Source organism: Paeniglutamicibacter kerguelensis, from assembly GCF_017876535.1.
Taxonomy (GTDB): domain Bacteria; phylum Actinomycetota; class Actinomycetes; order Actinomycetales; family Micrococcaceae; genus Paeniglutamicibacter; species Paeniglutamicibacter kerguelensis.
Genome location: NZ_JAGIOF010000001.1, coordinates 885,977 through 908,938 on the forward strand (window position 1 = coordinate 885,977; position 22,962 = coordinate 908,938).

The window sequence follows — 22,962 nt, forward strand, 5'->3', positions numbered from 1 at the left end:
ATGGCCGGCCGCTTGATTGACATCAACCCGCAGCTTGCCTACGAGCACACCATTGCAGCCAGCCGTCGTGGCGGCCGCGTGGCAGTCGTTCGTGAAGCAGTTGGCTTGGCCGCGTACGCAGCCGGCGAATTCGCAGAGGCGCTGCGTGAATTCCGCACGCACCGCCGCATCAGCGGCAACAACCTGCACCTTCCGTTGATCGCCGATTCGGAGCGCGGCATCGGCCGTCCGGAGAAGGCCCTTGAAATCGCCCACAGCGACGTCATCGAGACCCTTGACGCCAACGGCAAGGTCGAGATGGCCATGGTTGCCTCGGGCGCCCAGAACGATCTCGGCAACCTCGAAGCAGCAGTCACAGAGCTTGAGATCCCGCAGCTGGAACTCAACCGCGCCTTCAGCTACAGCCCGCGCCTGTTCTCGGCATACGCCGACGCACTGGAAAACGTGGGCCGCACCGAGGAAGCGGCAACCTGGCGAAACCAGATTGCCGTTGCCGAGGAAGCCCTGGGCACCGGACAGTTCGAAGAGCCGGAAATCATCGACTTCGGTGAAGACGACGAAACCGATGTACGCCGCCCGCGTGCCCGCGACATCGTTGGCTCCGAAGCCCGCGAGGACGACGAATCGGAAGAGGCCACGGCCCTTTCCGACGAAGATGCAGTCACCGAAATCGACGCCGAGTCGCTGGAGTCGTCGACCGACGAGTCCAACCCGGAGCTCGATGACGAAGACGAAACCATCATCAACGTCAACGGCGCGGACCCGGTCATCGACCAGGACGAAAACGACGAAAAGTAGGAATTCGATCCACCCATGTTGATCTCAGGTTTTGACGCGCTGCTCTCCGATCTTGACGGCGTCGTCTATGCCGGCAACGGTGCAATACCCAATGCCATCGAGGCCCTGAACAGATTGAGCGAGCATTCGATTGCGTTGGCTTACGTCACCAACAATGCCTCGCGCTCTCCAAAGGCCGTTGCCGCGCACCTGAGTGAACTGGGCGCCCCCGCATCCGCCGGACAAGTATTTGGTTCGGCGGATGCGGGAGCCGAACTCCTCGCACAAAAGCTCCCGCGGGGATCCAAGATCCTCGTGGTCGGCAGTTCCTACCTCCGTGACTGCGTCACCGCGTTCGGCATGGAACTGGTCACCAGCCACCTTGACGGCCCGCATGGCGTCATCCAAGGATTCGACCCTTCGATCGGTTGGAAGGACCTGGCCGAGGCCGCCTTCGCGATCAACCGCGGAGCCGTCTGGGTGGCCACGAACACCGATCAAACCATTCCACGGGCCGAGGGCATCGCCCCCGGGAACGGAATGCTCGTTGCCGCCGTGCAGGCCGCAACCACTGTCAAGCCATTCGTGGCAGGCAAGCCCGAACCGCTGCTCTTCCAGCGCGCGGCGGAAAACTTTGAGGCGACACGCCCCCTGGTGGTGGGCGACAGGCTCGACACCGACATCCTGGGCGGAAACAACGCCGGCTACAGCACAGTTCTTGTCCTTACGGGCGTTGACACCGCGGCCACGGCGTTGGCTGCGCGAACGGCCGAACGCCCGGACTTCCTGATCCGGGACCTGGGCGAACTTTATGTTCCCTATCCGACCGTCCGGGCCACCGGATTCGGCATCCGCTGCGGCGAGGCCTTCGCATCCGTCGACGCCGAAACCATCACCATCGACGGGGACGAGAACGATCTCAACGCCTGGCGTGCCGCCTGCGCCGCCTGGTGGCTGGCCCATCCCCATGTCGACGAAGCGACCTCCCCGTTGACCGTCTTTACGCAAACCGTCGGCAACAGGGCGTAAGCTCGAAACCGATGATGAGCACCAACAACTCTCCAAACCCAGGCGATTTCGCGCGCCCGGTCCCGGCCCCGCCACAAGGGTCGTATAAGGGCGACGACGCTGGCACTACGACCAGTCTTGACGTCTTGGAATCCCTTGCGGGGCTGCCGGTTGCGCAGCACCTGGCCATCTACGAAGACCTCCACGGCCAGCTTTCAGCCGACCTCGGATCAACCTCACAGGAGCAATGGTGAGCAGGCTCGACCAAGAACTAGTCATCCGCGGTCTAGCCAGGTCCCGGACCGAAGGCGCGCGCCTGATTGCCGACGGACGTGTATTGATCGGGGGAGTGGCAGAGTCGAAGGCCGCCAAGACCGTTGATGCGACAACGCCGATCAAGGTCAAGGCAACCGAGGGCGAGGAATTCGTCAGCCGCGCCGGCCACAAGCTCGCCGGCGCACTTGCCGTGTTCGATCGGGTATCCGTCGCCGGAAAACGCTGCCTTGACGCCGGTGCATCGACCGGCGGATTCACGGACGTGCTCCTGCGCCGAGGCGCCGACCACGTCGAGGCCGTGGATGTCGGACACGACCAACTCGTACTCGAATTGCGTGCAAACCCCAGCGTCCACGTCCATGAAGGCATGAACGTCCGCTACCTCGATCCCGAAGACATCGGGGGAACTGTGCAGCTGGTCGTCGCCGACCTCTCGTTCATTTCACTCACCCTGGTCATGAAGGCGCTTGCCGGCGCCACGGTTCCCGGCGGCGACCTGGTGCTCATGGTCAAGCCGCAATTCGAGATCGGCCGCGAACAACTTTCCCGCACGGGCGTGGTGAACAGCCCGCTCCAGCGGCGCAAGGCCGTTGACTCGGTGCTGGCCTCCGGATACGAGGCCGGACTTACGGTCCACGGTCTCGCTAGAAGCCCACTGCCCGGCCAAGACGGGAATGTCGAGTTCTTCCTGTGGCTGCAAAAGGACGCCGAGCCCAACGTAACAGCTTCCGCACTATCCCGCGTCGACACCGGCGCCTGGCCGGACGTTGACTATTCTTAGACCTGTTGGCATCTGACCTGATGTCCCTGGCCTTCGGTCATCCGAGGAAAGGAACGCATGCGTAGGATCTTAGTCCTGACACATACCGGCCGAAATGATGCACTTTTGGCAGCCGTGGATACCTGTTCACGGCTGCGCGAATCCGGCTTGATTCCGGTGATGCGTCGACTCGAAATGCAGGCAGTACGCAACACCGTCGAGGGGGAGCTTCTCGAGGTGGAGGTCCTCGACGAAGACACAAGCCTTGACTCGATCGACCTCGGAGTGGTCCTTGGCGGCGACGGCAGCGTGCTGCGTGCGGCCGAACTGGTCCGCAACGCTGGCGTCCCCTTGCTGGGCGTCAACCTCGGCCACGTCGGGTTCCTTGCCGAAAGCGAACGCACCGCCCTGCAGGAGACCGTGCAGGCCGTTGCCGACCGCAGCTACACCGTCGAGGAACGCATGGCTATCGACGTCCAGGTGTGGCTGGACAACCGCCGCATCGCCCATACCTGGGCCCTGAACGAGGCAGCCATCGAAAAGGCCAACCGCGAACGCATGATCGAGGTGGTCATGGAGGTCGACGGACGCCCGCTGAGCACCTTTGGCTGCGACGGAGTCGTCATGGCCACACCCACGGGCTCCACCGCATACGCCTTCTCGGCCGGCGGCCCCGTCGTGTGGCCGGAGGTCGAAGCCTTGGTGATGGTCCCGATCAGCGCGCACGCACTCTTCGCCAAGCCCCTGGTTGTCGCCCCCACCTCTCGCCTGGCTATTGAGATACTGACCCGCACCGACGCCCAGGCGGTACTCTGGTGCGACGGGCGGCGCACCATCGAGCTCCCGCCGGGGGCACGCGTGGAGGTCACCAGGTCCGGGATGCCGGTCAAGCTGGCACGGTTGAACCAGACGCCGTTCTCGGAACGGCTGGTGAACAAGTTCGAGCTACCCATCCAGGGCTGGCGCGGACCGGTGGAGCCGAAGGACCGGGAAACCGCAACCACGGCCCTGCCGATCCTCACCCCGCCGCTCTTGGTGGTGGAACCACGCCATCATGAACCGAAACCGGAACCGGACCCACTCACAGGCAAGGAACATCGGAGGCAGCTGTGATCCAGGAAATCCGAATTAGCGATCTGGGCGTAATTTCCCAGGCAACATTGCCCCTGGGGCCCGGCTTCAGCGTCGTCACGGGTGAAACCGGCGCGGGCAAGACCATGGTCATCACGGCCCTGGGACTGCTGCTGGGCCGCCGTGCCGACGCCGGCGCCGTCCGCCACGGGTCCAAGCAGGCCGTTGCGGATGCCACGTTGGTGCTTCCCGCAACGAGCAAGGTGCTGGACCGGGCCGAAGAGGCCGGCGCCATTGTTGAACGCTTCGACAACGAAGCCGAACTCATCATCACCCGGACGTTGTCGGCGGAGGGGCGCAGCCGCGCCTCGATCGGCGGGCGTGCCGCACCGGTGGGTGTCTTGGTGGAACTCGGCGAAGACCTCATCGCGATCCACGGGCAAACCGACCAGATGCGGCTCAAGGGTGCCGCCACCCAGCGGGCCTCGCTGGACAAGTTTGCCGGCGCGCCCCTGGGCAAGCTCCTTGCCTCCTACCAAGACGTCTTTGACCGCTGGGGCCAGGCCAACAGCGAGCTGGAGACGCTCACCGCGGCCTCGCGTGAACGCATCCGGGAAGCAGAGTCCCTGCAGGTGGCCCTCGAGGAAATCGATGCTGTTGATCCGCAGCCGGCCGAGGACTCCAACCTGAAGAACGAATCGCTCAAGCTCTCCAACGTCGAGGCGCTGCGCACCTCCGCAAACCTGGCGCACGAGTCGCTGAACAGCGAAGCCTACGACGCCGTCAGCGTCATTACACTCGTGGAAGCGGCCAAACACGCGCTTGACCAAGTGGCGGCCGACGACCCGGAGATGAAGTCGCTGGCCGAGCGCCTCAACGAAATCGGCATCCTTGCCGCTGAGGCGTCGACCGATCTTGCAGCATACCTTTCGGACCTGGATTCCGAGGGACCGGAGCGCTTGGCCGCCCTGGAGGAACGCCGCGCGGACCTCAACAGGCTCATTCGGAAGTACGCCCCCAGCGTTGACGAGGTCATTGCCTGGGCCGACGCGGCACGCATCCGACTGGCCGAGATCCAGGGCGACGACGGCCGCATCGAGGCCCTGCAGGCGGAGACCGAAGCGCTCAAGGCAGAGGTCGGGCAGCTGGCTGCCAAGCTCAGCAAACTGCGCGCCAAGGCCGCCAAGGACCTGTCCGCTCGCGTGACGGCCGAACTTGCCGCCCTCGCCATGCCTGACGCCAAGTTCGTCGTGGAGATGGAAACCCTCGACGAGCCGAACCGCTTTGGCCGGGACGCCATTTCCATGCTGTTGCAGCCCCACGCGGGCTCCACGCCCCGCCCGCTGGGCAAGGGCGCTTCGGGCGGCGAGCTCTCCCGCGTCATGCTGGCCATCGAGGTCGTACTGGCCGCGGTCGACCCCGTGCCGACCTTCGTCTTCGATGAAGTCGACGCCGGCGTCGGCGGAAAGGCCGCGGTTGAGATTGGCAAGCGGCTTGCCATGCTTGCCAAGCATGTGCAGGTGATAGTTGTCACCCACCTGCCGCAGGTTGCGGCGTACGCGGATCGGCATATCAGGGTCATCAAGTCCTCGAACGCGGCCGCCGCCGACGGTGCGGGATTCACCGCCAGCGATGTCGTTCTGCTCGGTGACAATGAGCGGGTACGCGAGTTGGCGCGGATGTTGGCGGGGCAGGAAGATTCCAGCACCGCCCAAGCCCATGCCGAGGAGTTGCTGAGCGACGCGCAGGAATTGGTTAGCTCGCTCTCCTAAATTCGATTTTCCGCCCGCCTCAACCGGCGAGCATGTAGAGTCATTCCCAATAGGCCAACAACGAAAAGGTGATAGGGTAGAACCCCGTGGTGCAGCGTAATCTTTCCCCTGATTCCCGGTCGTCTGAAACGACAAAGCATATCTTCGTCACCGGCGGTGTGGCCTCGTCCCTTGGTAAGGGACTGACGGCTTCCAGCCTCGGTCACCTTCTTCGGGCACGTGGCCTTTCTGTCACGATGCAGAAACTAGACCCGTATCTCAATGTTGATCCGGGCACAATGAACCCCTTCCAGCACGGTGAAGTCTTTGTCACCGATGATGGCGCCGAAACCGACCTCGACATCGGTCACTACGAGCGCTTCCTGGATGAAAACCTCACCGGAATGGCCAACGTGACCACCGGTCAGGTCTACTCCGAGGTCATCGAAAAGGAACGCCGCGGCGACTACCTTGGCGATACCGTGCAGGTCATCCCGCATATCACCGATGAGATCAAGCGCCGTATGCGCCTGCCCGCCATCGAGCCGGGCAAGGGCAAGAAGGCCCCCGACGTGATCATCACCGAAATCGGTGGAACCGTCGGCGATATCGAATCCCAGCCATTCCTCGAATCCGCACGCCAGATCCGTCAGGACATCGGCCGCGGAAACGTCTTCTTCGTGCACGTCTCGCTGGTTCCGTACATCGGCCCAAGCCAGGAACTGAAGACCAAGCCAACCCAGCACTCCGTTGCCGCGTTGCGCTCCATCGGCATTCAGCCAGATGCCCTCGTGATCCGTTCGGACCGCGAGATTCCGGCCGAAATGCGCGTCAAGCTCGGCAAGACCTGCGACGTTGATCCCGAAGCGGTCATCAACTGCGCCGATGCCCCGAGCATCTACGACATCCCGGTTGTCATCCACTCGCAGGGTCTGGACGCGTACATCGTTCAGCACCTGGGCATGAAGTTCAAGGATGTGAACTGGTCGAAGTGGAACAAGCTTCTCGACGCCGTTCACAACCCGAAGCACCACGTGGAAATTGCGCTGGTCGGCAAGTACATCGACCTGCCGGACGCATACCTCTCGGTGACCGAAGCCCTGCGTGCAGGCGGCTTCGCCAACAAGACCAAGGTCCAGATCCGTTGGGTACCTTCCGACGATTGCTCAACCGAAGCGGGCGCCAAGAAGGCACTTGCCGGCGTTGACGCCATCTGCGTTCCCGGTGGCTTCGGCATCCGCGGTCTCGAAGGCAAGCTCGGTGCACTGAAGTTCGCCCGCGAACACGGCATGCCTACCCTGGGCCTGTGCCTGGGCCTGCAGTCGATGGTCATCGAATACGCCCGCAACGTTGTCGGCCTGGTTGACGCGTCATCGACCGAATTCGAACCGGACACCAAGCACCCGGTCATTGCGACCATGGAAGAGCAGCTGGCCATCGTTGACGGCAAGGGCGACCTCGGCGGCACCATGCGCTTGGGCCTCTACGACGCCAAGCTCACCGAGGGCTCCGTTGTGGCGGAAACCTACGGAGCAACCGCAGTGGCCGAGCGTCACCGCCACCGCTACGAGGTCAACAACGCCTACCGCGAGCAGATCGCCGAAGCCGGCTTGGTCTTCTCCGGTACGTCCCCGGACGGCAAGCTCGTGGAATTCGTGGAACTCCCACGCGAAGTACACCCGTACTACGTTTCCACCCAGGCGCACCCGGAACTCTCCAGCCGCCCGACCCGCCCGCACCCGCTCTTCGCCGGGCTGGTAAAGGCTGCTCTGGATCACCAGAACGCTGGCAAGTAACACCATGGCAACAACAGACGGCGAGGTGCTGAGCGATTCGTTCAGCCCTCGCCGCCTGCTTAACTCCGAGATGGTCTATGACGGACGAATCTGGGATGTTGTGCAGGAAACATTCGAGTATTCCCCCGACATGACTCCGCTGGTCCGTGACTTCATCGACCACCCGGGTGCCGTGGCCGTGCTGGTTCTCAACGAGGCCAACGAGGTGCTGATGATCAATCAGTACCGGCACCCCGTGCGCATGAAGCTCTGGGAAATCCCCGCGGGACTTATGGACATCGAGGGCGAGGCGCCGCACCTTGCAGCGGCCCGTGAACTGGCCGAAGAAGCGGACCTCGTGGCCACCGACTGGTCGGTCCTGGTTGATCTTTTCCTTTCCCCGGGTTCCTCCTCCGAGGCCATCCGGATCTTCTTGGCGCGCCATCCGGTTCCCGTTCCGGAAGACGAACGCCACGAACGTACCGATGAGGAATCGGACATGGAGATCCGTTGGGTTCCGCTGGACGAGGCGATTGCTGCTGTACTCGCCGGCAAGATCCACAATCCCTCGGCCGTGGCCGGACTTCTTGCGGCCGCGGCTGCCCGCAATGACGGCTTTGCCTCGTTGCGTCCGGTGGACACCCCGTTTGAAGCCCACCCGCGCCTGCGTTCCGCCGATCCCAAGCTCTGAGGCCGTAATCCAATGACCACTGGAACCGAAGACGCGACCGTGCGATTGGAACCGATCTCCAAGCCGGTTCGGGTCCCCGGTGCGTCCCCGGACGAAACGCTCAGGCTAAAAGCCGTCGAGGCCACCCAACGCCTGGAAGTGGTCCGCGACCCGGTTCCGACACCGGGCCCGGACCCTGCCTCGCTGCCCATCGGCAAACACCTCGCGACCTACCTCCAGCATCTGGCCATCGAGCGCGGCATGGCCAAGAACACCGTGAGTGCCTACCGCAGGGACCTGTTCCGATATGCGCTCTATTTACATGCACAGGGCGTGTCCGGCCCTGGCCAGGTGACGTTGCAACACCTGACATCCTTCGCACAGGCCGTGCGTGACGGCGCCGACGGCGCCGCGCCCTTGAGCGCGCGTTCCGCCGCACGCACCATCGTTGCCGTGCGTGGCGTCCACAAATTCTGGGAACTCGAGGGACTGACCCTCACCAACCCGGCGGTGGACCTGCACCCGCCGACGACCGGGCGCCGGCTACCCAAGGCCATCAGCGTCGATCAGGTCGCGGCAATCATCGAATCAGTTTCGATTGATACATCCGCGGGCCTTCGCGACCGCGCGATCCTCGAATTCCTCTATTCCACTGGTGCACGTATTTCCGAGGCAGTCGGGCTCGACGTGGATGACCTGCATCTGGAGCGTCCGGCCCACGGTCCCGCCGTGGTGCGGCTCTTCGGCAAGGGTTCCAAGGAACGGATCGTTCCGTTGGGCTCCTACGCCCTTGATGCACTCAACGCCTACCTGGTGCGCGGTCGCCCCGAGTTGGTCGGCAAGGGCAAAGGAACGGCGGCGTTGTTCCTCAACCAGCGCGGCGGCAGGCTTTCACGCCAGTCGGCCTGGACGGTGCTGACCAAGGCAGCCGAACGGGCAGGTATCGAACAAGACGTTTCCCCGCACACTATGCGGCATTCCTTCGCTACCCACCTGCTTGAGGGCGGTGCGGACGTCCGCGTTGTGCAGGAACTCCTCGGCCACGCCTCGGTGACAACCACGCAGGTCTACACCTTGGTCACAGCGGACACGCTGCGTGAAGTCTACGCCGCGGCACACCCGCGAGCGCATAGCTAGGACCCCTCCTCATGGCCGCCGCTGATCCTTCGATGCCGACCCAGGTCGTGCTCTGCCTTCCCGTCTTGCGAGGGCTCAACGGTGCACAAGTCCTTTTGGGCTTGAAGAGACATGGATTTGGTGCCGGGCGGGTTGTGGCACCCGGCGGGAAGATCGAACCGGGGGAGGCCCCTGCCGAGGCAGCCGCCCGCGAACTCCGCGAAGAAACCGCCGTGATGACCGACTCGGATTCGTTGGAACCCGCCGCCCGGGTCTACTTCCGTTTCCCCTATGCTCCCGCCACCGACATGGATTGCACAGTCTTCCTGGCGCGGGACTTCACTGGTCCGGCCAAGGCAACAGACGAGCTCGAGCCTGCCTGGTATCCGCTGGGGCATCTGCCGCTGGAAAGAATGTGGGACGATTCGGCACTCTGGCTGGGTCTGTTGCTTTCCGGGGAACGCTTCGACGCGGTAGTCGTCTTGGCAGAAGACAATGAATCGGTCGCCCGCTTTTCCAAGGTAGATTGGCCCGATAGTAAAATGCCAAGTCAGCCTGCAACCAATGCGGACTTTCCGGACATTACACAGTAGAAGGCCGGTAAACCGCGGGCCTTGACCCGGGGGGAGGGTCAGTGGAAGCGCAAACCGCTTTGGATGTGGAGGAACTGCACAGACTGCATGCGCAAAACGTCTACAGGTATGCGTATCGCCGGATCCTGGATATCGAGTCGGCCCGACAAATCACCAATGACACCTTCCGTCTTGCCTGGCAACGCGCAATTCCCGTGGGACCCGATGCGCTGCCGTGGCTTCTGGTCACGGCCAGGAACCTCGTCAGCAACGAAATCCGATCCATGGGCAGGGAACAAAAGCTGGCTCTGAAGGTTGCGGCCCAGCATGTCACGGGGCTGAGAAGCAACGAGTCCCAGCTGGGCGAGCAGGTCCAGACAGTGCTGGAAACGCTTCGCGCGAAGGACCGCGAAGTCCTCATGCTCGCCTACTGGGACGGGCTCTCGACCAGCGATATTGCGGCGGTGCTGGAATGCTCAGTCGAATCCGCCAAGTCCAGGCTCTTCCGGGCCCGCAAGGCATTCGAACTCAAGGCACAAACGAGCATGTTGAAGGACGGCAACAAGTAATGGACAACATCGAGTACCTTATCTCCGACGCCGATCCAGCCAAGCGGCACAACATCGGCAGCGCTGGACCGCTTCAGGAGCCGGGGCCGGTTTTTAGCCAGACGTCGCGGTCCATCGGCACCAACAAACGTTCACGGGGATGGCGGATCTTCGCAGCCGCAACGACGGTCGTCGCCGCTACGGCCGGAATTGTTGTATGGGCGCCGTGGGAGGCGCCGAACGCAACGGACCCTGCCGGACACACGACCTTGGTTCCGGAAGATCCGACGGAAGATCCGACGGAAGATCCGTCGCAAAGCGCTTCCACCGACGATTACTAGGCGTCGAAAATCGACTACGGGCTTCCCAACTTCCTGGTCCCGGCACACCAAGACGTCTATTTCCAGGACAACGAAGCCTGCAATGCCCTGGATTTGCAAACCATCAAACTCGAAGTTGGATGGCAGCCATACAGGGCTTCCCTACAACGTAAATGCCTACCCCGTCGTTGGCTGCGTGGATGACTATGCTGCACTCCAAAGCACGGACCTGGCTTTTGAGAGCGGCTACAACGCGGACGGCGGCTCGGGAATCTACATTGCGCGCTGGGTTGACGGCGCGTGGACTATCTACGAACAACAGATTCGCGGAATCAACAACTCAATTGGATTCCCTGTCATGGGATGGCCGGCCATGCGGGCGATGGGAAATCCTCGTGATTCGGCCAGCAAACCCGAGCAGCTGGAAAAGCTCCGGAAAATGGGTCTCGATGACAAGGGCATCGAACGACTGCTGGGTCCCGATACCGCGTCATGGATGGGCGAAACTACCTCCAGCGAATTCCACGAATACGCAAACACATTGCTTTCGATCACCTACCCGTACTGGGAGCTGAAGGAATCGACGTTCGATGAGGTTGGAAACCCCGTTACCGACGACATGAAGATCGACCTGACCGATGCGGAAAGGTACGACCTGCTGGCCTTTGATATCCGCGGGAAGCAGGTCCTCAAACTCGTGAGCGTGAAGAAGGGTTCGCTTTTCGAGCCAACGGATTGTTCCGATCCCGAAACGACCTACAGGCTTGACGGTGAATCGCCGAGTGGGGCCGTGGCCGATTCGGAGGCACTCAAATTGGCGCTGATTACCAAGAAGACAGTCGACGGCGACGAACATTCATGGGTGGGATTGTTCCCGGGCGACATGCCCGCCACCGGCAGGGCCTGCGACGTGCGACTTGGCGTTGACCGGAAGGATCGCACCCTGATCGCCACCGAATGGATCGGCCCCATGGGCTTCAAGAACCAGGCCGAACGCGACGCCTACCTGAAATCGCCCGAGTACACCGACGCAAAGAAGGTTGCCTCACTCTTGACTTTCGACCACGTCGGATAGCACGGTTCGGCGGAAACACCCGATCGCCCGACCGATCGGCCGACCCGAAACGGGACAGGCCGGTCGGCACGCCGCTCCGGGCCCAGTGAATCCACACTGGCCTTCGGCATGCCGGGCTCGTATCCTCGGGGGTATGAACCAACATGTGCTTTCGGACGGCGAGGTGGCATTCCGCTTGCCGGTAAACCTTGGCAGGAGCGCGCTGCGGGTGACACGAGCCGTGGTGCCTCCAGCGGTGGTACTTGGCGCGTTGTCACTGATGGGCGTCGCCGATGCCCCGCTTTTGAATGCGGCCGGTTTGGTCACGGCGCTTCTGGCCCTGATGCTCTGGGCAACCCGTGCGATCATGCGCAAGGGCAAGCCGCGGCAACGTCAAGAACGCCCGGACAGGAAACACCGTGGGCAAGCTGTGGCGGTGGCGGGGAACACCGGTTCACGCTCATTGGTCCAAGACCTGGCCCTGCTGGCGGCTCTTCATTCGCGCGGGCAACTCACCGATGAGGAGTTCGCCTCCATCAAGGCCAAGCTGTTGGAAGGCTGAAGCCAAGGGCCAGTCGAATGCCGGACGCCTTGAAAACGGACAGGAGGTGTGCCTCCAACTGGCGGCACACCTCCTGTCGTTGTTTCGCCCCGGGCTAGAAGGAGCGTTGCTCCGGGCCGTTGTAGGCCGAGAGTGGGCGGATCAGCGCGTTGCTGGCGCGCTGTTCCATGATGTGCGCCGTCCAACCAACAATGCGCGAGGCAATGAAGAGCGGGGTGAACATCTCGGTGTCGAAGCCCATCAGGTGGTATGTCGGACCCGCCGGGTAGTCGAGGTTCGGCTTGATGCCCTTGGCCTCGTCCATGGCGGCCTCAAGGCCGTCGTACAGGCCGAGCATTTCGTGGCGGCCGTAGTGCTCGATCATCCGGTCGAGTGCGGCCTTCATGGTCGGCACGCGGGAATCACCATGCTTGTAGACGCGGTGCCCGAAGCCCATGACCTTCTTCTTGGCCGCGAGCGCGTCTTCCATCCATGCCTTGGCGCGGGCTGCGGCATCCTCGCGGGATTCGTCCTTGTCGATCCCGATCTCGTGGAAGGTGTGCATGACGGCCTCGTTGGCGCCTCCGTGCAGCGGGCCCTTGAGGGCGCCGATGGCACCCGTGACTGCCGAATGCAGGTCCGAGAGCGTCGAGGTGATCACCCGTGCGGTGAAGGTCGATGCGTTGAAGGAGTGCTCGGCGTACAAGACCATCGAAACGCGGAACGCGTCGACGACGTCGGGTACCGCTTCCTCGCCGAAGGTCATCCACAGGAAGTTCTGCGAATAGTCCAGGTCCTCGCGCGGTTCAACGATGTCAAGGCCGCGGCGGCGGCGCTGGTCGTAGGCGACCACCGCAGGGAATGCCGCAAACAGTTCCTTGGCCTTGATCAACTCCGCCTCCCGGGAGGAGTCGTTGGCCAGTGCGTGCCTTGCCCCGATGACCGAGACGGCGGTGCGTCCCACGTCCATCGGGTGGCAATCCAGCGGCAGCAAGTCGATGGCTGCCTTGACGCCGGCGTCCAGGGCGCGACCTGCGCGCTCGGTGGCGATGAATTCGGTGAGCTCGATCTGGCTTGGCAGTTCGCCGTTCCACAAAAGCAGCGCCACCTCTTCGAAGCTCTTGCCGGCGGCCAGGTCCTGGACCGGGTATCCGCGGTAGAGCAACGAGTTGGTGTCGGGGTTGACCTTGGACACCGCCGTGTAGTCGACTACGACTCCGGCCAGGCCCTTTTTGATCTCAGTTTCAGTAATCACTTCGCTCCTGATTCCTACAGATTCGCGTTGTTTGAATCAATGTCCAAGTCAGGGACCTGGAAGTTGAAGATACCGTTGTCGAAGCGGTTGTATGCCTCGTAGTCGACCAGCTCGTACAGTCGTGCGCGGGTCAGCATCGAATCGACCCGGGACTCCTGTGTGCCGTCGGCCGCGATGGCGTCGAGGGTGCGCTCGGCTTCACCCATGGCACTACGTAATAGTGTCACCGGGTAAATCACCATGGCAACACCCGCGTCCGCCAACTGCCGGCGGGTGAAGAGTTCCGACTTTCCGAATTCGGTCATGTTGGCCAGAATCGGGACGTCGACCGCCTTGCAGACGGCCTCGAACTCGCCGATGTCCTTCATGGCCTCCGGGAAGATCGCATCCGCACCGGCGTCGACAAGTGCCTTGGCCCGGTTGATCGCCGCATCCAGTCCCTCCACGGCGCGCACGTCGGTGCGGGCCATGATCAGGAAGTTCGGGTCGCGGCGCGCATCGGCGGCCGCGGCGATGCGCTTGACCATGGTGTCCAGGTCCACGACGTTCTTGCCGTCCAGGTGGCCGCAGCGTTTCGGGTTGAACTGGTCCTCGATGTGGCAGCCTGCCAGGCCCGCGTGCTCGAGTTCCTGGATGGTGCGCGCCACGTTCATCGGCTCGCCGAATCCGGTGTCCGCGTCGACGAGGGACGGCAGGTCGGTCATCCGGGCGATCTGCCCGGCGCGGGTTGCCACCTCGGTGAGAGTGGTCAGCCCGATGTCCGGCAGGCCCAGGTCGTTGGCCAGCACTGCGCCGGAAATGTAGACACCGTCGAAGCCCTTTTCGCCGATCAGTCGCGCCGAGAGCGGGTTGAAGGCCCCAGGGAACTGGCGGGCGGCACCCGGTGTGAGCATTTCGCGCAGGGCAACGCGCTTCTGCTCGGGGGTGACGGTCGAGTACAACATGGTTAGAACAGTCCCTTCGGGGCTGCCGCAAGGTCGATGACGCCCGGGGCCGCCACGATGTTCAGCGCATCCAGCTCGCCCGCGCCCAGCTTTTCCAGGTTTTCCGCGGCGGCGATGAAGCGGTCGATTTCATCCTCCTCGACCAAGCCGGCGGCCAGGGTGCGGAACTTGTTGACGTACTGCTCGCGGGCGAACGGCCGGGCGCCCAGCGGGTGTGCGTCGGCCACGGCGATCTCGTCGGTGATCACGGTGCCGTCGTTCAGGGTGATGACCACGGTGCCGCCGAAGGCCTTCTCGCTGATGTCCAGCGAGTGGTAGCGGCGGGTCCACTCGGCGTCTTCCTCGGTGGTGACCTTGTTCCACAGCTCCACGGTGTCGGGGCGGCCGGCGCGCTCGGGGGAGTAGGAGTCCACGTGGTGCCAGGAGCCGTCCTGCAGCGCCACGGTGAAGATGTACGGGATCGAGTGGTCCAGGGTCTCGCGCGAGGCGGTCGGATCGTACTTCTGCGGGTCGTTGGCGCCGGAGCCGATCACGTAGTGGGTGTGGTGGCTGGTCTTGATCAGCACGGAGGAGACGTTCTTGGGGTCCGTGGCTTCGGGGTGTTCGCGGTTGAGCTTGCGGGCCAGGTCGATCCAGGCCTGCGCCTGGTACTCGGCAGAGTGCTCCTTGGTGTAGGTGTCCAGGATGGCGCGCTTGGCCTCGCCGGCCTCCGGGAGCGGCACGGTGTATGCGGCGTCCTTGCCGTCGAGCATCCAGGCGATGACGCCGTCTTCGCCCTCGTAGATCGGCACCGGTGAGGTCTGGCCGCGCATGGCGCGGTCGGCGGCCTCGACGGCCATCTTGCCGGCGAAGGCCGGTGCGTGGGCCTTCCAAGTGGAGATCTCGCCCTTGCGGGACTGGCGGGTGGCGGTGGTGGTGTGCAGGCCCTGGCCGACGGCCTGGAAGATGGTTTCGACGTCGAGGCCCAGCAGGGTGCCGATGCCGGCCGCGGCCGAGGGGCCCAAGTGTGCCACGTGGTCGATCTTGTGCTCGTGCAGGCAGATGGACTTGACCAGGTCGACCTGGATCTCGTAGCCGGTGGCGATGCCGCGTATCAGGTCCTTGCCGCTGGCGCCGGTGTGCTGTGCAACCGCCAGGATCGGCGGGATGTTGTCTGCCGGGTGGGAGTACTCGGCGGACAGGAAGGTGTCGTGGTAGTCGAGTTCGCGCACGGCTACCCCGTTGGCCCAGGCCGCCCACTCGGGGGAGACCTTGTCGGTGATGCCGAAGACCGAGGCGCCCGCGCCGCCGGTGGACGGCGCGTGGGTCAGCGCCTGCGCGCGGGCCGCGACGATCGGGCCGCGGTTCAGCGAGGCAACGGCAACCGATGCGTTGTCGATGATGCGGTTGATGATCATCTCGGTGACCTCTGCGGTGACCTCCACCGGGTCGGCGGCGACTGTCGCGATCTTGTGGGCGAGCTGGTCCTCGCGGGCGAGGTTTTCATCACTGCGGTACACGCGTACGGGGTGGTTGATCATGGGGTGTCCTCTCGGGGTCCGGCATGGGATTTGATGTGTTCAAGACTGTGGTGCAGGTGCAGCTGGGTTGCGGCCGCGGCTATGTCCGGGTTCCTGGCAGCGATGGCCTCGGCGATGGCCGCGTGTTCCAAGGCTGACATCGCCAGGCGTTCGGGGTCGTCCTGGGCAAGCCGGCGGACTCGGGCAAGATGCACGCGCAGTGAGCGCAATGATTGCTCAATGTAGGGGTTGTTGACGGCTTCGTCGATGCTTTGATCCAACTCGCCGGCCAGCTGGTAGTAGGCCTCGCGGGAGCCTGAATCTTTTGAGCGTCCGGCCTCGATGAACCGCTCACGCAGGGACCGGAAGGCCTGGGGGTCCGCCCTGCGCGCGGCAATGCGAGCGGATTCGACCTCCAGGGCCCGGCGCAGCGCGAACAGGTCATCGACGTGTTCGACCGAGACGTCGGAGACCACCACGCCGCGGCCGCGTTGTTGCACGGCCAGCCCGTCTGCGGTCAGCCGCGCCAGGGCCTCACGCAGCGGAGTGCGGGAGACTCCCAGCCGTTCGGCCTGTTCGACCTCACCGAGAACGGCTCCCGGACGCAACCGCCATTCGACGATGTCCGTTCGCAGTGCCTCGTAGGCCATATCGCTTGCCCTCATGGATTGATTGTATACAGAAAAGCATCTTTGTCACGTTGTTTTGGGAATTTGCTGCCAGCGTTCATGTGAAATGTATACATATCTGTTGAAATCCCGTGGTACGGGTCATATGCTCAACGCAGCAAGGCTCCACCGCACGTATGAAGAACGAAGGGGTTCCCATGTCATCGACGTACGCCGAAACCTATGCCGCATCCAGTCTCGATCCGGAGCGTTTTTGGCTCGACGCGGCCGCATCCCTGGCTTGGGACAAGGAGCCCACGCGCGCCATCGACGACTCCCGGGCGCCGATTTACGCGTGGTATCCCGACGGCATGCTCAACGTTTCCTTCAACGCGCTGGACCGCCACGTGCTCGCCGGGCGTGGGGAGACCACCGCCTTGGTCTACGATTCCGCGGTCCTGGGCATCCAGCGCCGCTTCAGCTACTCGGAACTTCTCGATCGGGTGGCAACGTTTGCCGGCGTCTTGCGTTCGCAGGGGGTGGGGCAGGGGGACCGCGTGCTCATCTACCTGCCGATGATCCCTCAGGCGCATATCGCGATGCTGGCCTGTGCCCGCATCGGCGCCGTGCACTCGGTGGTCTTCGGCGGGTTTGCCCCCAAGGAACTGGCCGCGCGTATCGACGACGCCACCCCCAAGGTGATCGTGACAGCGACGGGAGGCATCGAGCCGACCCGGCGCGTGGAATACCTGCCCGCCATCGCCGATGCCATGGAACAGTCCGCCCACCACGTGCCCACCGTGATCGTGGCCCACCGCGACGGCTTTGCCCACGAGCGCTCCCAGTATGCCGGCGGCGACACCGACTGGCACGACTGGGACGAACTGGCCTCCGCGGCCCAACCCGTCGACGCGGTGCCCGTCGCCTCGACGCACCCGCTGTACATCCTCTATACATCTGGCACCACCGGCTCGCCCAAGGGCGTGGTCCGCGACAGCGGCGGCTACGCGGTGGCCATGGACTGGTCGATGCGCAACATCTACGGCGTCAGGCAGGGGGACACCATGCTCACCGCGTCGGACGTCGGCTGGGTCGTCGGCCATTCCTACATCGTGTACGGGCCGCTGATCGCCGGCGCCGCCACGGTGCTCTATGAGGGCAAGCCCGTCGGCACGCCCGACGCCGGGGCTTTCTGGCGGCTCATCGATGACCACAAGGTCGACGTCTTCTTCACGGCCCCCACGGCGCTGCGCGCCATCCGCAAGGCAGACCCCGACGCCAAGCTGCTGGGAGGCCATGACACCGGCAGCCTCAAGGCCCTCTTTGTCGCCGGGGAGCGACTGGACCCCGACACCTACGGGTGGGCGTGCGAGAAGCTCGGCGTGCCGGTGGTGGACAACTGGTGGCAAACCGAGACCGGGTGGCCCATCGCCTCCAACCCGGTGGGCCTGGAGCTCCTGGAACGCAAGGCCGGTTCGCCGACGGTTCCGGTCCCCGGCTACCGGGTGGAAATCGTCGACGGCTTCGGTTCCGGCGTTCCGGCGGGGGAGGAGGGCAACATCGTGATCAAGCTGCCGCTGCCGCCGGGCACGTTGGCGACGCTGTGGGGCAACGACGAACGCTTCATCGACACCTACCTGTCCCAATTCCCCGGGTACTACACCACCGGCGACTCCGGCTATCTGGATGCCGACGGCTACCTCTTTGTCATGGGACGCACCGACGACGTCATCAACGTCGCCGGCCACCGGTTGTCTACCGGCGCCATGGAGCAGGTGCTTGGCGCGCACCAGGCCGTGGCCGAATGCGCGGTCATCGGCGTGGCGGACGAACTCAAGGGCCAGCGACCGTGCGGCTACGTGGTGCTCAAAAGCGGTGCCGAGATCACCGAGGAGGCCCTGTGCCGCGAGCTGGCGTCAATGGTCCGCGAGCACATCGGCCCCGTGGCGGATTTCCGGGAGGTGCGCATCGTCGAGGCCCTGCCCAAGACCCGCTCCGGGAAAATCCTGCGCAAGACCATGCGGCAGATCGCCGACGGCAAGGCATACTCGGTTCCGTCGACCATCGAGGACCCGAGCGTCATCGACGCGCTGATCCCCCTGCTGCGCCCGACAGCGTAGCAGGGGCACCAATGCAAGGGCGGGGCTAGCGGGATTCGAACCCGCATGCCGTGGCCGGGATCCGTCGTCCTTCCTTCAGGTTCGGCGCTCGCCGGGCGCGGCGCTCAGGAACCCCTCCGCCATTTGTACTCGTACTCCGGGCGCCCGCGGGTTCCGTGGCGCGGCGCCTTGCTTGCCTTGTTGGCCTCGGCCAGGTGCTCGAGGTAGCGCCGTGCCGTGACCCGGGAAAGATCCAGCGCCTCGGAGACCTCCGTGGCGGACAGTGCCGTGCCCACGGACCGAAGCGTTTCCTCGATGGAGGCCAGGGTTTCGGCGATCAGGCCCTTGGGCAGCGGAGCGGGGCCCACGGAACGCAGCGCGGCAAACGCGTTGTCGATGGAGGCCTGGGACGCGGAGGTTCCGCCGGTGCCCAGGTTCAGCCGGAACTCGCGGTAGTTGGTGAGCTTCTCGCGGAAGGCGGCAAAGCTGAACGGCTTGATCAGGTACTGTGTCACCCCGGTGGCGATGGCCGTGCGCACGACGTTCAGGTCGCGGATCGCGGTGATGGCAATGATGTCGACGGTGTCCCCCTTGCCGCGCACGCGCCGCGCGACATCCAGCCCGTGCAGGTCCGGCAGGTTCATGTCCAGCAGCACCAGGTCGATGGGCGTTCCCTCGGCGGTGGCCCGGCTCAACTCCGCGAAGGCCTCCGCGCCCGTGTGCGCGATCGCGTGCACGACGAAGCCCGGAACGCGGGACACAAAGCTGGCATGCGCCGAGGCGGTGGTGCGCTCGTCGTCCACCACCAGGACGCGGAGCGGTCTGTTCGGGGTATCCATTGCCGCGTGCGGGTCCTTTCCGTCCAGTTGGCTCGGGGGGCCGGTTGCCGGGCCGAAGGGCGTTGGCGCCCAGCGCACCATTCTAGTGCCGATTTCCATGGCCGCCCGGGACCGACAGGGGGATGGTGACGGTGAAGATGGCGCCGGCGTCATTGTCCACGTCCAGGGTGCCGCCGAGCCTCGCCACGGCCTGGCGGACCAGCGCCAGGCCGAGCCCGCGCGGACCGTTTCCCGAGGTCACCGCCTTGGAGGAAACCCCCATCCGGAAGAATTCCTCGATCAGGTCGGGGTCCAGGCCGGGCCCGGAATCCGCAATCGAAATCACCACCGATTCCTCGTCAGCCGCGAAATCCGCCCACACCCGCCGAAGCTCGGAGCCGGCCGCCGCGTCGAAGGCATTGTCGAGCAAGTTGCCGGTGATTGTCACCAGGTCCCTGGCGTCAAGCGCACCGGACGGGAGGGACCCCGAGGCGCTCAGGGTCAGTGTGATGCCGCGTTCGTGCGCCTGGGCCGCCTTTCCCACCAACAACGAGGTGAGATAGGGCTCGTCGATGGTCTGCACAAACTCGTCGGTCAAACGCTGGGATTCCTGGCGGTCCGCCACTGCGAAATCCAGGGCCTCGCGTTCCCTGCCCAGCTCGATGAGGCTGGCGATGGTGTGCAGGCGGTTGGCGTGCTCGTGGGTCTGGGCCCGCAGCGCCTCGGCGAGCGTTGTCATTGACTCGAGCTCGCCGGTCAGCGCCTGGACCTCGGTGCGGTCCCGCAGCGTGGCAACGGTTCCCAGCGAACTCGCAACGACCTTGCGCCGCAACGGCGAGCGTCCCATGGCCGAGGCCGACTCGTCGGGCTGTTTGGCCCGCTGCTGGGAGATGACAAGCACCCGGTTGTTGGTCAGGTGGATCTCGTCCGTGGCCCGGCGGCCCGAGGCAAAGAGCTCGGCAACGGTTTCCGGCAACCCGAGCTTCTCGACGGGCACCGGGCGCAGCGTGCCGGACGGCGGCAGCCCCAACAGCCTGGCCGCCTGGTCGTTGTGCAGCACCAGCCGGCCCCTGGCGTCGACAAGCACCAGTCCCTCTCGCACCGAGTGCAGGGCAGAGAAGTAGTAGGCGTACAGCCTGCGCAGCTCCTCGGGCCCGTAGCCCAGCGTGGCGCGGCGCAGGTAGCGGCTGAGCATGTAGGCAAAGAATGCCCCGAGCCCCAGCGCGAGGGTGGCCGCACCGATGATCGCCGGAACCATCGCCGCCTGCGTGATGCTGAGGTTCTGCAGCGTCACGCCCACGGCAACCAACGCCGTGATCTCGCCTGCCTCATTGCGGACCGGGACGATGGCGCGCACCGATTCACCCAGGGTGCCTCGGTAGTCCTCCACGTGGCTTTGCCCGGCCAATGCCTGGGCCACGCTGCCCACATAGGGCTTGCCCAGCTCGCCGGGATTCGGGTGCGTGTAGCGCGTCCGGTCGGTGCCCATGACGGTGACGAAGTCGACGGCGGCCGTGCCCACGATCGAATCCGCGAAGGGCTGCAGCTGTTCCGAGGGGTCCGGCTGTTGGACCGCGGAGACGACAAACGGGTCGTGGGCCAGGGTCTCGGCCACCGAGAGCACGCGTTTGGCGGAAAAGTCGTGGGTCTGGGAGCGGGCGTTGAGGTAGCCGGCGGCGCTGACCAACAGCACGACGAGGGTCACCAGGCCGATTTGCGCCATGAGGATCCAGGTGGCAAGGGAGAGCGAGCCGGGAGCCTTGCCGGCAGCGTGCGGCGGCGCCCGTTGAACACGTGGCATGGCCACCTCCTTGATCTGCTCCATTAACGCACGGCTGCGGTATCGGCGGCTGCCCGAGCGTGAACAATATGAACACAAGCGAGATCCTCGTCACGTGCGGCAGCACCATGGAAGTAGTCCGGGGACCCTCCGGATTCCCGCAGCCCCAAAACACTTCCAAAGGAGTCAGCGCATGGCAACGTCGCCAGCATCGACAGGCGTTCTTGATCCGGAACCAATCGCCCCGGAACAGCCGCCGGTCAAGAAGGACCGCACGCACTGGCTCTACATCATGGTGATCGTCGCCGTGGTTGCGGGCGCCACGATCGGCCTGGTTGCCCCGGAGGTAGGCAAGGCCCTGAAACCGCTGGGAACCGGGTTCGTCGCGCTGATAAAAATGGTCATTGCGCCTGTTATTTTCTGCACGATCGTTTTGGGCATCGGCTCGATCGCCAAGGCCGCCACGGTGGGCAAGGTCGGCGGCCTGGCTCTGCTGTACTTCGTCACCATGTCCACCTTCGCGCTGGCCATCGGCCTGTTCGTGGGCAACCTGATCCACCCGGGCTCCGGACTGAAGCTCCAGCCCTACGAGGGTGCCGCCGGCGGCGCCGAAAACTCCACCGTGAAGTTCCTGCTGGAACTGATCCCCGGCGACATCCCGGTTCTCCCGACGCTCGTGCTGGCCCTCTTTGTGGGCTTTGCGCTGCAGTCCATGGGCAAGAGCGGCGAGCCGGTGCTGGGCGCCATCAGGCACATCCAGGCCGTCGTCTTCCGCATCATGATGATGATTATGTGGTCAGCCCCGATCGGCGCCTTCGGTGCCATCGCGGCCGTGGTCGGCGCCACCGGCTGGGCCGCCATCGGCTCCATGGCGATCCTCATGGGCGCCTTCTACGCCACCTGCGCGCTGTTCATCGTGGTGGTCCTCGGTTCGCTGCTGCGCGCCGTCACCGGCCTGAGCATCTTCTCGCTACTGAAGTACCTGGGCCGCGAATACCTGCTGATCTTCTCGACGTCGTCGTCCGAATCGGCGCTGCCGCGACTGATCGCCAAGATGGAACACGCGGGTGTTTCCAAGCCGGTTGTCGGCATCACCGTGCCGACCGGCTACTCATTCAACCTCGACGGCACCGCCATCTACCTGACCATGAGTGCGCTGTTCGTCTCCACCGCGATGGGCATGCCGATGAACCTCGGCGAGCAGATCTCCCTGCTGGCCTTCATGATCGTCGCCTCCAAGGGCGCCGCCGGCGTCACCGGCGCCGGCCTTGCAACGCTGGCGGCGGGCCTGCAGTCGCACCGCCCGGAACTGCTCGACGGCATGGGCGTGATCGTGGGCATCGACAAGTTTATGTCCGAGGCCCGCGCGCTGACCAACTTCACCGGCAATGCCGTGGCCACCCTGCTGATCGGCAAATGGACCAAGGAAATCGACATGGAGCAGGCCCGTGCCGTGCTGGCGGGGGACCGTCCCTTCGACGAGCTCTCGCTGACCGAGAACGGCCACTAGGACTCGTTCAAGGCGGAACACCGCCGGGCCGCAATAGTCAGTCATCGCGTTCACCTCGGTGGGCGCGATGACTGTACGGTTTAACGCCGGAGCCGGTTTGAAACCGACCGGCATCCTAAACCTTGGACTTCAGCTTTAAGGTAAAGGCTCGCCGTGCGCGGGCCAAGGTGTCCGGAGCATACCGGCGCAACCGATACCCTTAAGACGATA

General features: G+C 64.4%; 21 protein-coding genes. 15 read left to right on the plus strand and 6 right to left on the minus strand.

The features are described from left to right. From JOF47_RS03920 to JOF47_RS03980, 13 genes are all read left to right on the plus strand, one after another. A complete protein-coding gene (locus tag JOF47_RS03920; RefSeq protein WP_209996089.1) occupies positions 1–798 on the plus strand; it encodes a hypothetical protein in 798 nt (265 codons plus the stop codon). 15 nt (positions 799–813) lie between these two features. Next, a complete protein-coding gene (locus JOF47_RS03925) occupies positions 814–1,806 on the plus strand; it encodes an HAD-IIA family hydrolase (protein WP_209996091.1) in 993 nt (330 codons plus the stop codon). 226 nt (positions 1,807–2,032) lie between these two features. Continuing rightward, entirely contained in the window at positions 2,033–2,842 is an 810-nt protein-coding gene (locus JOF47_RS03930) for a TlyA family RNA methyltransferase (RefSeq protein WP_209996093.1), read from the plus strand. 57 nt (positions 2,843–2,899) lie between these two features. Beyond that, positions 2,900–3,934, plus strand: a complete 1,035-nt coding sequence (locus JOF47_RS03935; RefSeq protein ID WP_209996094.1) for an NAD kinase — start codon at positions 2,900–2,902, stop codon at positions 3,932–3,934. Next, on the plus strand, positions 3,931–5,664 hold the full coding sequence (gene recN, locus JOF47_RS03940) for a DNA repair protein RecN (RefSeq protein ID WP_209996096.1): 1,734 nt from the start codon (positions 3,931–3,933) through the stop codon (positions 5,662–5,664). The genes JOF47_RS03935 and recN overlap by 4 nt, the downstream gene beginning before the upstream one ends. A gap of 86 nt (positions 5,665–5,750) precedes the next feature. Continuing rightward, on the plus strand, positions 5,751–7,439 hold the full coding sequence (locus JOF47_RS03945) for a CTP synthase (RefSeq protein ID WP_209996097.1): 1,689 nt from the start codon (positions 5,751–5,753) through the stop codon (positions 7,437–7,439). A gap of 4 nt (positions 7,440–7,443) precedes the next feature. After that, positions 7,444–8,109, plus strand: a complete 666-nt coding sequence (locus JOF47_RS03950) for an NUDIX domain-containing protein (protein ID WP_209996099.1) — start codon at positions 7,444–7,446, stop codon at positions 8,107–8,109. Between the two features lie 12 nt (positions 8,110–8,121). After that, the gene (gene xerD, locus JOF47_RS03955; protein WP_209996100.1) at positions 8,122–9,225 is read left to right on the plus strand and encodes a site-specific tyrosine recombinase XerD; all 1,104 of its coding nucleotides are present in this window, start codon (positions 8,122–8,124) and stop codon (positions 9,223–9,225) included. Positions 9,226–9,236: 11 nt separating this feature from the next. Further along, positions 9,237–9,797, plus strand: coding sequence for an 8-oxo-dGTP diphosphatase (locus JOF47_RS03960; RefSeq protein WP_209996102.1), 561 nt, complete (start codon positions 9,237–9,239; stop codon positions 9,795–9,797). Between the two features lie 41 nt (positions 9,798–9,838). Further along, entirely contained in the window at positions 9,839–10,345 is a 507-nt protein-coding gene (locus JOF47_RS03965; RefSeq protein ID WP_209996104.1) for an RNA polymerase sigma factor, read from the plus strand. Next, positions 10,345–10,665, plus strand: a complete 321-nt coding sequence (locus tag JOF47_RS03970) for a hypothetical protein (RefSeq protein ID WP_209996105.1) — start codon at positions 10,345–10,347, stop codon at positions 10,663–10,665. Before JOF47_RS03965 ends, JOF47_RS03970 begins: the two co-directional genes overlap by 1 nt. Before the next feature lie 175 nt (positions 10,666–10,840). Then, a complete protein-coding gene (locus JOF47_RS03975) occupies positions 10,841–11,719 on the plus strand; it encodes a hypothetical protein (protein ID WP_209996106.1) in 879 nt (292 codons plus the stop codon). Between the two features lie 133 nt (positions 11,720–11,852). After that, positions 11,853–12,260: an SHOCT domain-containing protein gene (locus JOF47_RS03980; RefSeq protein ID WP_209996107.1), complete on the plus strand. Its 408-nt coding sequence runs from the start codon at positions 11,853–11,855 to the stop codon at positions 12,258–12,260. Between the two features lie 94 nt (positions 12,261–12,354). Here JOF47_RS03980 and JOF47_RS03985 read toward each other — a convergent pair whose 3' ends face one another. The 4 genes from JOF47_RS03985 to JOF47_RS04000 are packed head-to-tail and all read right to left on the minus strand — an operon-like array spanning position 12,355 to position 16,602. Then, positions 12,355–13,491 (minus strand): bifunctional 2-methylcitrate synthase/citrate synthase, encoded by a 1,137-nt coding sequence (locus JOF47_RS03985; RefSeq protein WP_210001386.1) that lies wholly within the window; start codon positions 13,489–13,491, stop codon positions 12,355–12,357. 17 nt (positions 13,492–13,508) lie between these two features. Then, positions 13,509–14,438 carry a methylisocitrate lyase gene (gene prpB, locus JOF47_RS03990; protein ID WP_209996108.1) on the minus strand — a complete coding sequence of 310 codons (930 nt, stop codon included), beginning with the start codon at positions 14,436–14,438 and terminating at the stop codon, positions 13,509–13,511. 2 nt (positions 14,439–14,440) lie between these two features. Beyond that, positions 14,441–15,958 carry an MmgE/PrpD family protein gene (locus JOF47_RS03995; RefSeq protein WP_209996109.1) on the minus strand — a complete coding sequence of 506 codons (1,518 nt, stop codon included), beginning with the start codon at positions 15,956–15,958 and terminating at the stop codon, positions 14,441–14,443. Beyond that, positions 15,955–16,602, minus strand: a complete 648-nt coding sequence (locus JOF47_RS04000) for a GntR family transcriptional regulator (protein ID WP_209996110.1) — start codon at positions 16,600–16,602, stop codon at positions 15,955–15,957. The genes JOF47_RS03995 and JOF47_RS04000 overlap by 4 nt, the downstream gene beginning before the upstream one ends. Positions 16,603–16,742: 140 nt before the next feature. On the opposite strand from JOF47_RS04000, the gene JOF47_RS04005 reads away from it, so the two are divergent. Beyond that, a complete protein-coding gene (locus tag JOF47_RS04005) occupies positions 16,743–18,665 on the plus strand; it encodes an acetate--CoA ligase (protein WP_209996111.1) in 1,923 nt (640 codons plus the stop codon). 104 nt (positions 18,666–18,769) lie between these two features. Here the strand turns inward: JOF47_RS04005 and JOF47_RS04010 are convergent, their stop codons facing one another. Together JOF47_RS04010 and JOF47_RS04015 are read right to left on the minus strand one after the other, a co-directional pair. Continuing rightward, positions 18,770–19,483 carry a response regulator gene (locus JOF47_RS04010; RefSeq protein WP_209996112.1) on the minus strand — a complete coding sequence of 238 codons (714 nt, stop codon included), beginning with the start codon at positions 19,481–19,483 and terminating at the stop codon, positions 18,770–18,772. Between the two features lie 82 nt (positions 19,484–19,565). After that, entirely contained in the window at positions 19,566–21,263 is a 1,698-nt protein-coding gene (locus JOF47_RS04015) for a sensor histidine kinase (protein WP_209996114.1), read from the minus strand. Positions 21,264–21,435: 172 nt separating this feature from the next. Here JOF47_RS04015 and JOF47_RS04020 point away from each other — a divergent pair, with 172 nt between their 5' ends. Next, positions 21,436–22,752 (plus strand): cation:dicarboxylate symporter family transporter, encoded by a 1,317-nt coding sequence (locus JOF47_RS04020; RefSeq protein WP_209996115.1) that lies wholly within the window; start codon positions 21,436–21,438, stop codon positions 22,750–22,752. Positions 22,753–22,962: the final 210 nt, after the last annotated feature.

Bases quoted from the DNA above. Each gene is read 5' to 3' on its own strand.
- JOF47_RS03925 (WP_209996091.1), top strand. From the start codon at position 814: ATGTTGATCTCAGGTTTTGACGCGCTGCTCTCCGATCTTGACGGCGTC.
- JOF47_RS03935 (WP_209996094.1), top strand. From the start codon at position 2,900: ATGCGTAGGATCTTAGTCCTGACACATACCGGCCGAAATGATGCACTT.
- JOF47_RS04015 (WP_209996114.1), bottom strand. From the start codon at position 21,263: ATGCCACGTGTTCAACGGGCGCCGCCGCACGCTGCCGGCAAGGCTCCC.
- JOF47_RS03995 (WP_209996109.1), bottom strand. From the start codon at position 15,958: ATGATCAACCACCCCGTACGCGTGTACCGCAGTGATGAAAACCTCGCC.
- JOF47_RS03980 (WP_209996107.1), top strand. From the start codon at position 11,853: ATGAACCAACATGTGCTTTCGGACGGCGAGGTGGCATTCCGCTTGCCG.
- JOF47_RS04020 (WP_209996115.1), top strand. From the start codon at position 21,436: ATGGCAACGTCGCCAGCATCGACAGGCGTTCTTGATCCGGAACCAATC.
- prpB (WP_209996108.1), bottom strand. From the start codon at position 14,438: ATGTTGTACTCGACCGTCACCCCCGAGCAGAAGCGCGTTGCCCTGCGC.
- JOF47_RS03970 (WP_209996105.1), top strand. From the start codon at position 10,345: ATGGACAACATCGAGTACCTTATCTCCGACGCCGATCCAGCCAAGCGG.
- JOF47_RS03930 (WP_209996093.1), top strand. From the start codon at position 2,033: ATGGTGAGCAGGCTCGACCAAGAACTAGTCATCCGCGGTCTAGCCAGG.
- JOF47_RS03950 (WP_209996099.1), top strand. From the start codon at position 7,444: ATGGCAACAACAGACGGCGAGGTGCTGAGCGATTCGTTCAGCCCTCGC.
- JOF47_RS04005 (WP_209996111.1), top strand. From the start codon at position 16,743: ATGAAGAACGAAGGGGTTCCCATGTCATCGACGTACGCCGAAACCTAT.
- JOF47_RS03920 (WP_209996089.1), top strand. From the start codon at position 1: ATGGCCGGCCGCTTGATTGACATCAACCCGCAGCTTGCCTACGAGCAC.
- JOF47_RS04000 (WP_209996110.1), bottom strand. From the start codon at position 16,602: ATGAGGGCAAGCGATATGGCCTACGAGGCACTGCGAACGGACATCGTC.
- JOF47_RS04010 (WP_209996112.1), bottom strand. From the start codon at position 19,483: ATGGATACCCCGAACAGACCGCTCCGCGTCCTGGTGGTGGACGACGAG.
- xerD (WP_209996100.1), top strand. From the start codon at position 8,122: ATGACCACTGGAACCGAAGACGCGACCGTGCGATTGGAACCGATCTCC.
- JOF47_RS03960 (WP_209996102.1), top strand. From the start codon at position 9,237: ATGGCCGCCGCTGATCCTTCGATGCCGACCCAGGTCGTGCTCTGCCTT.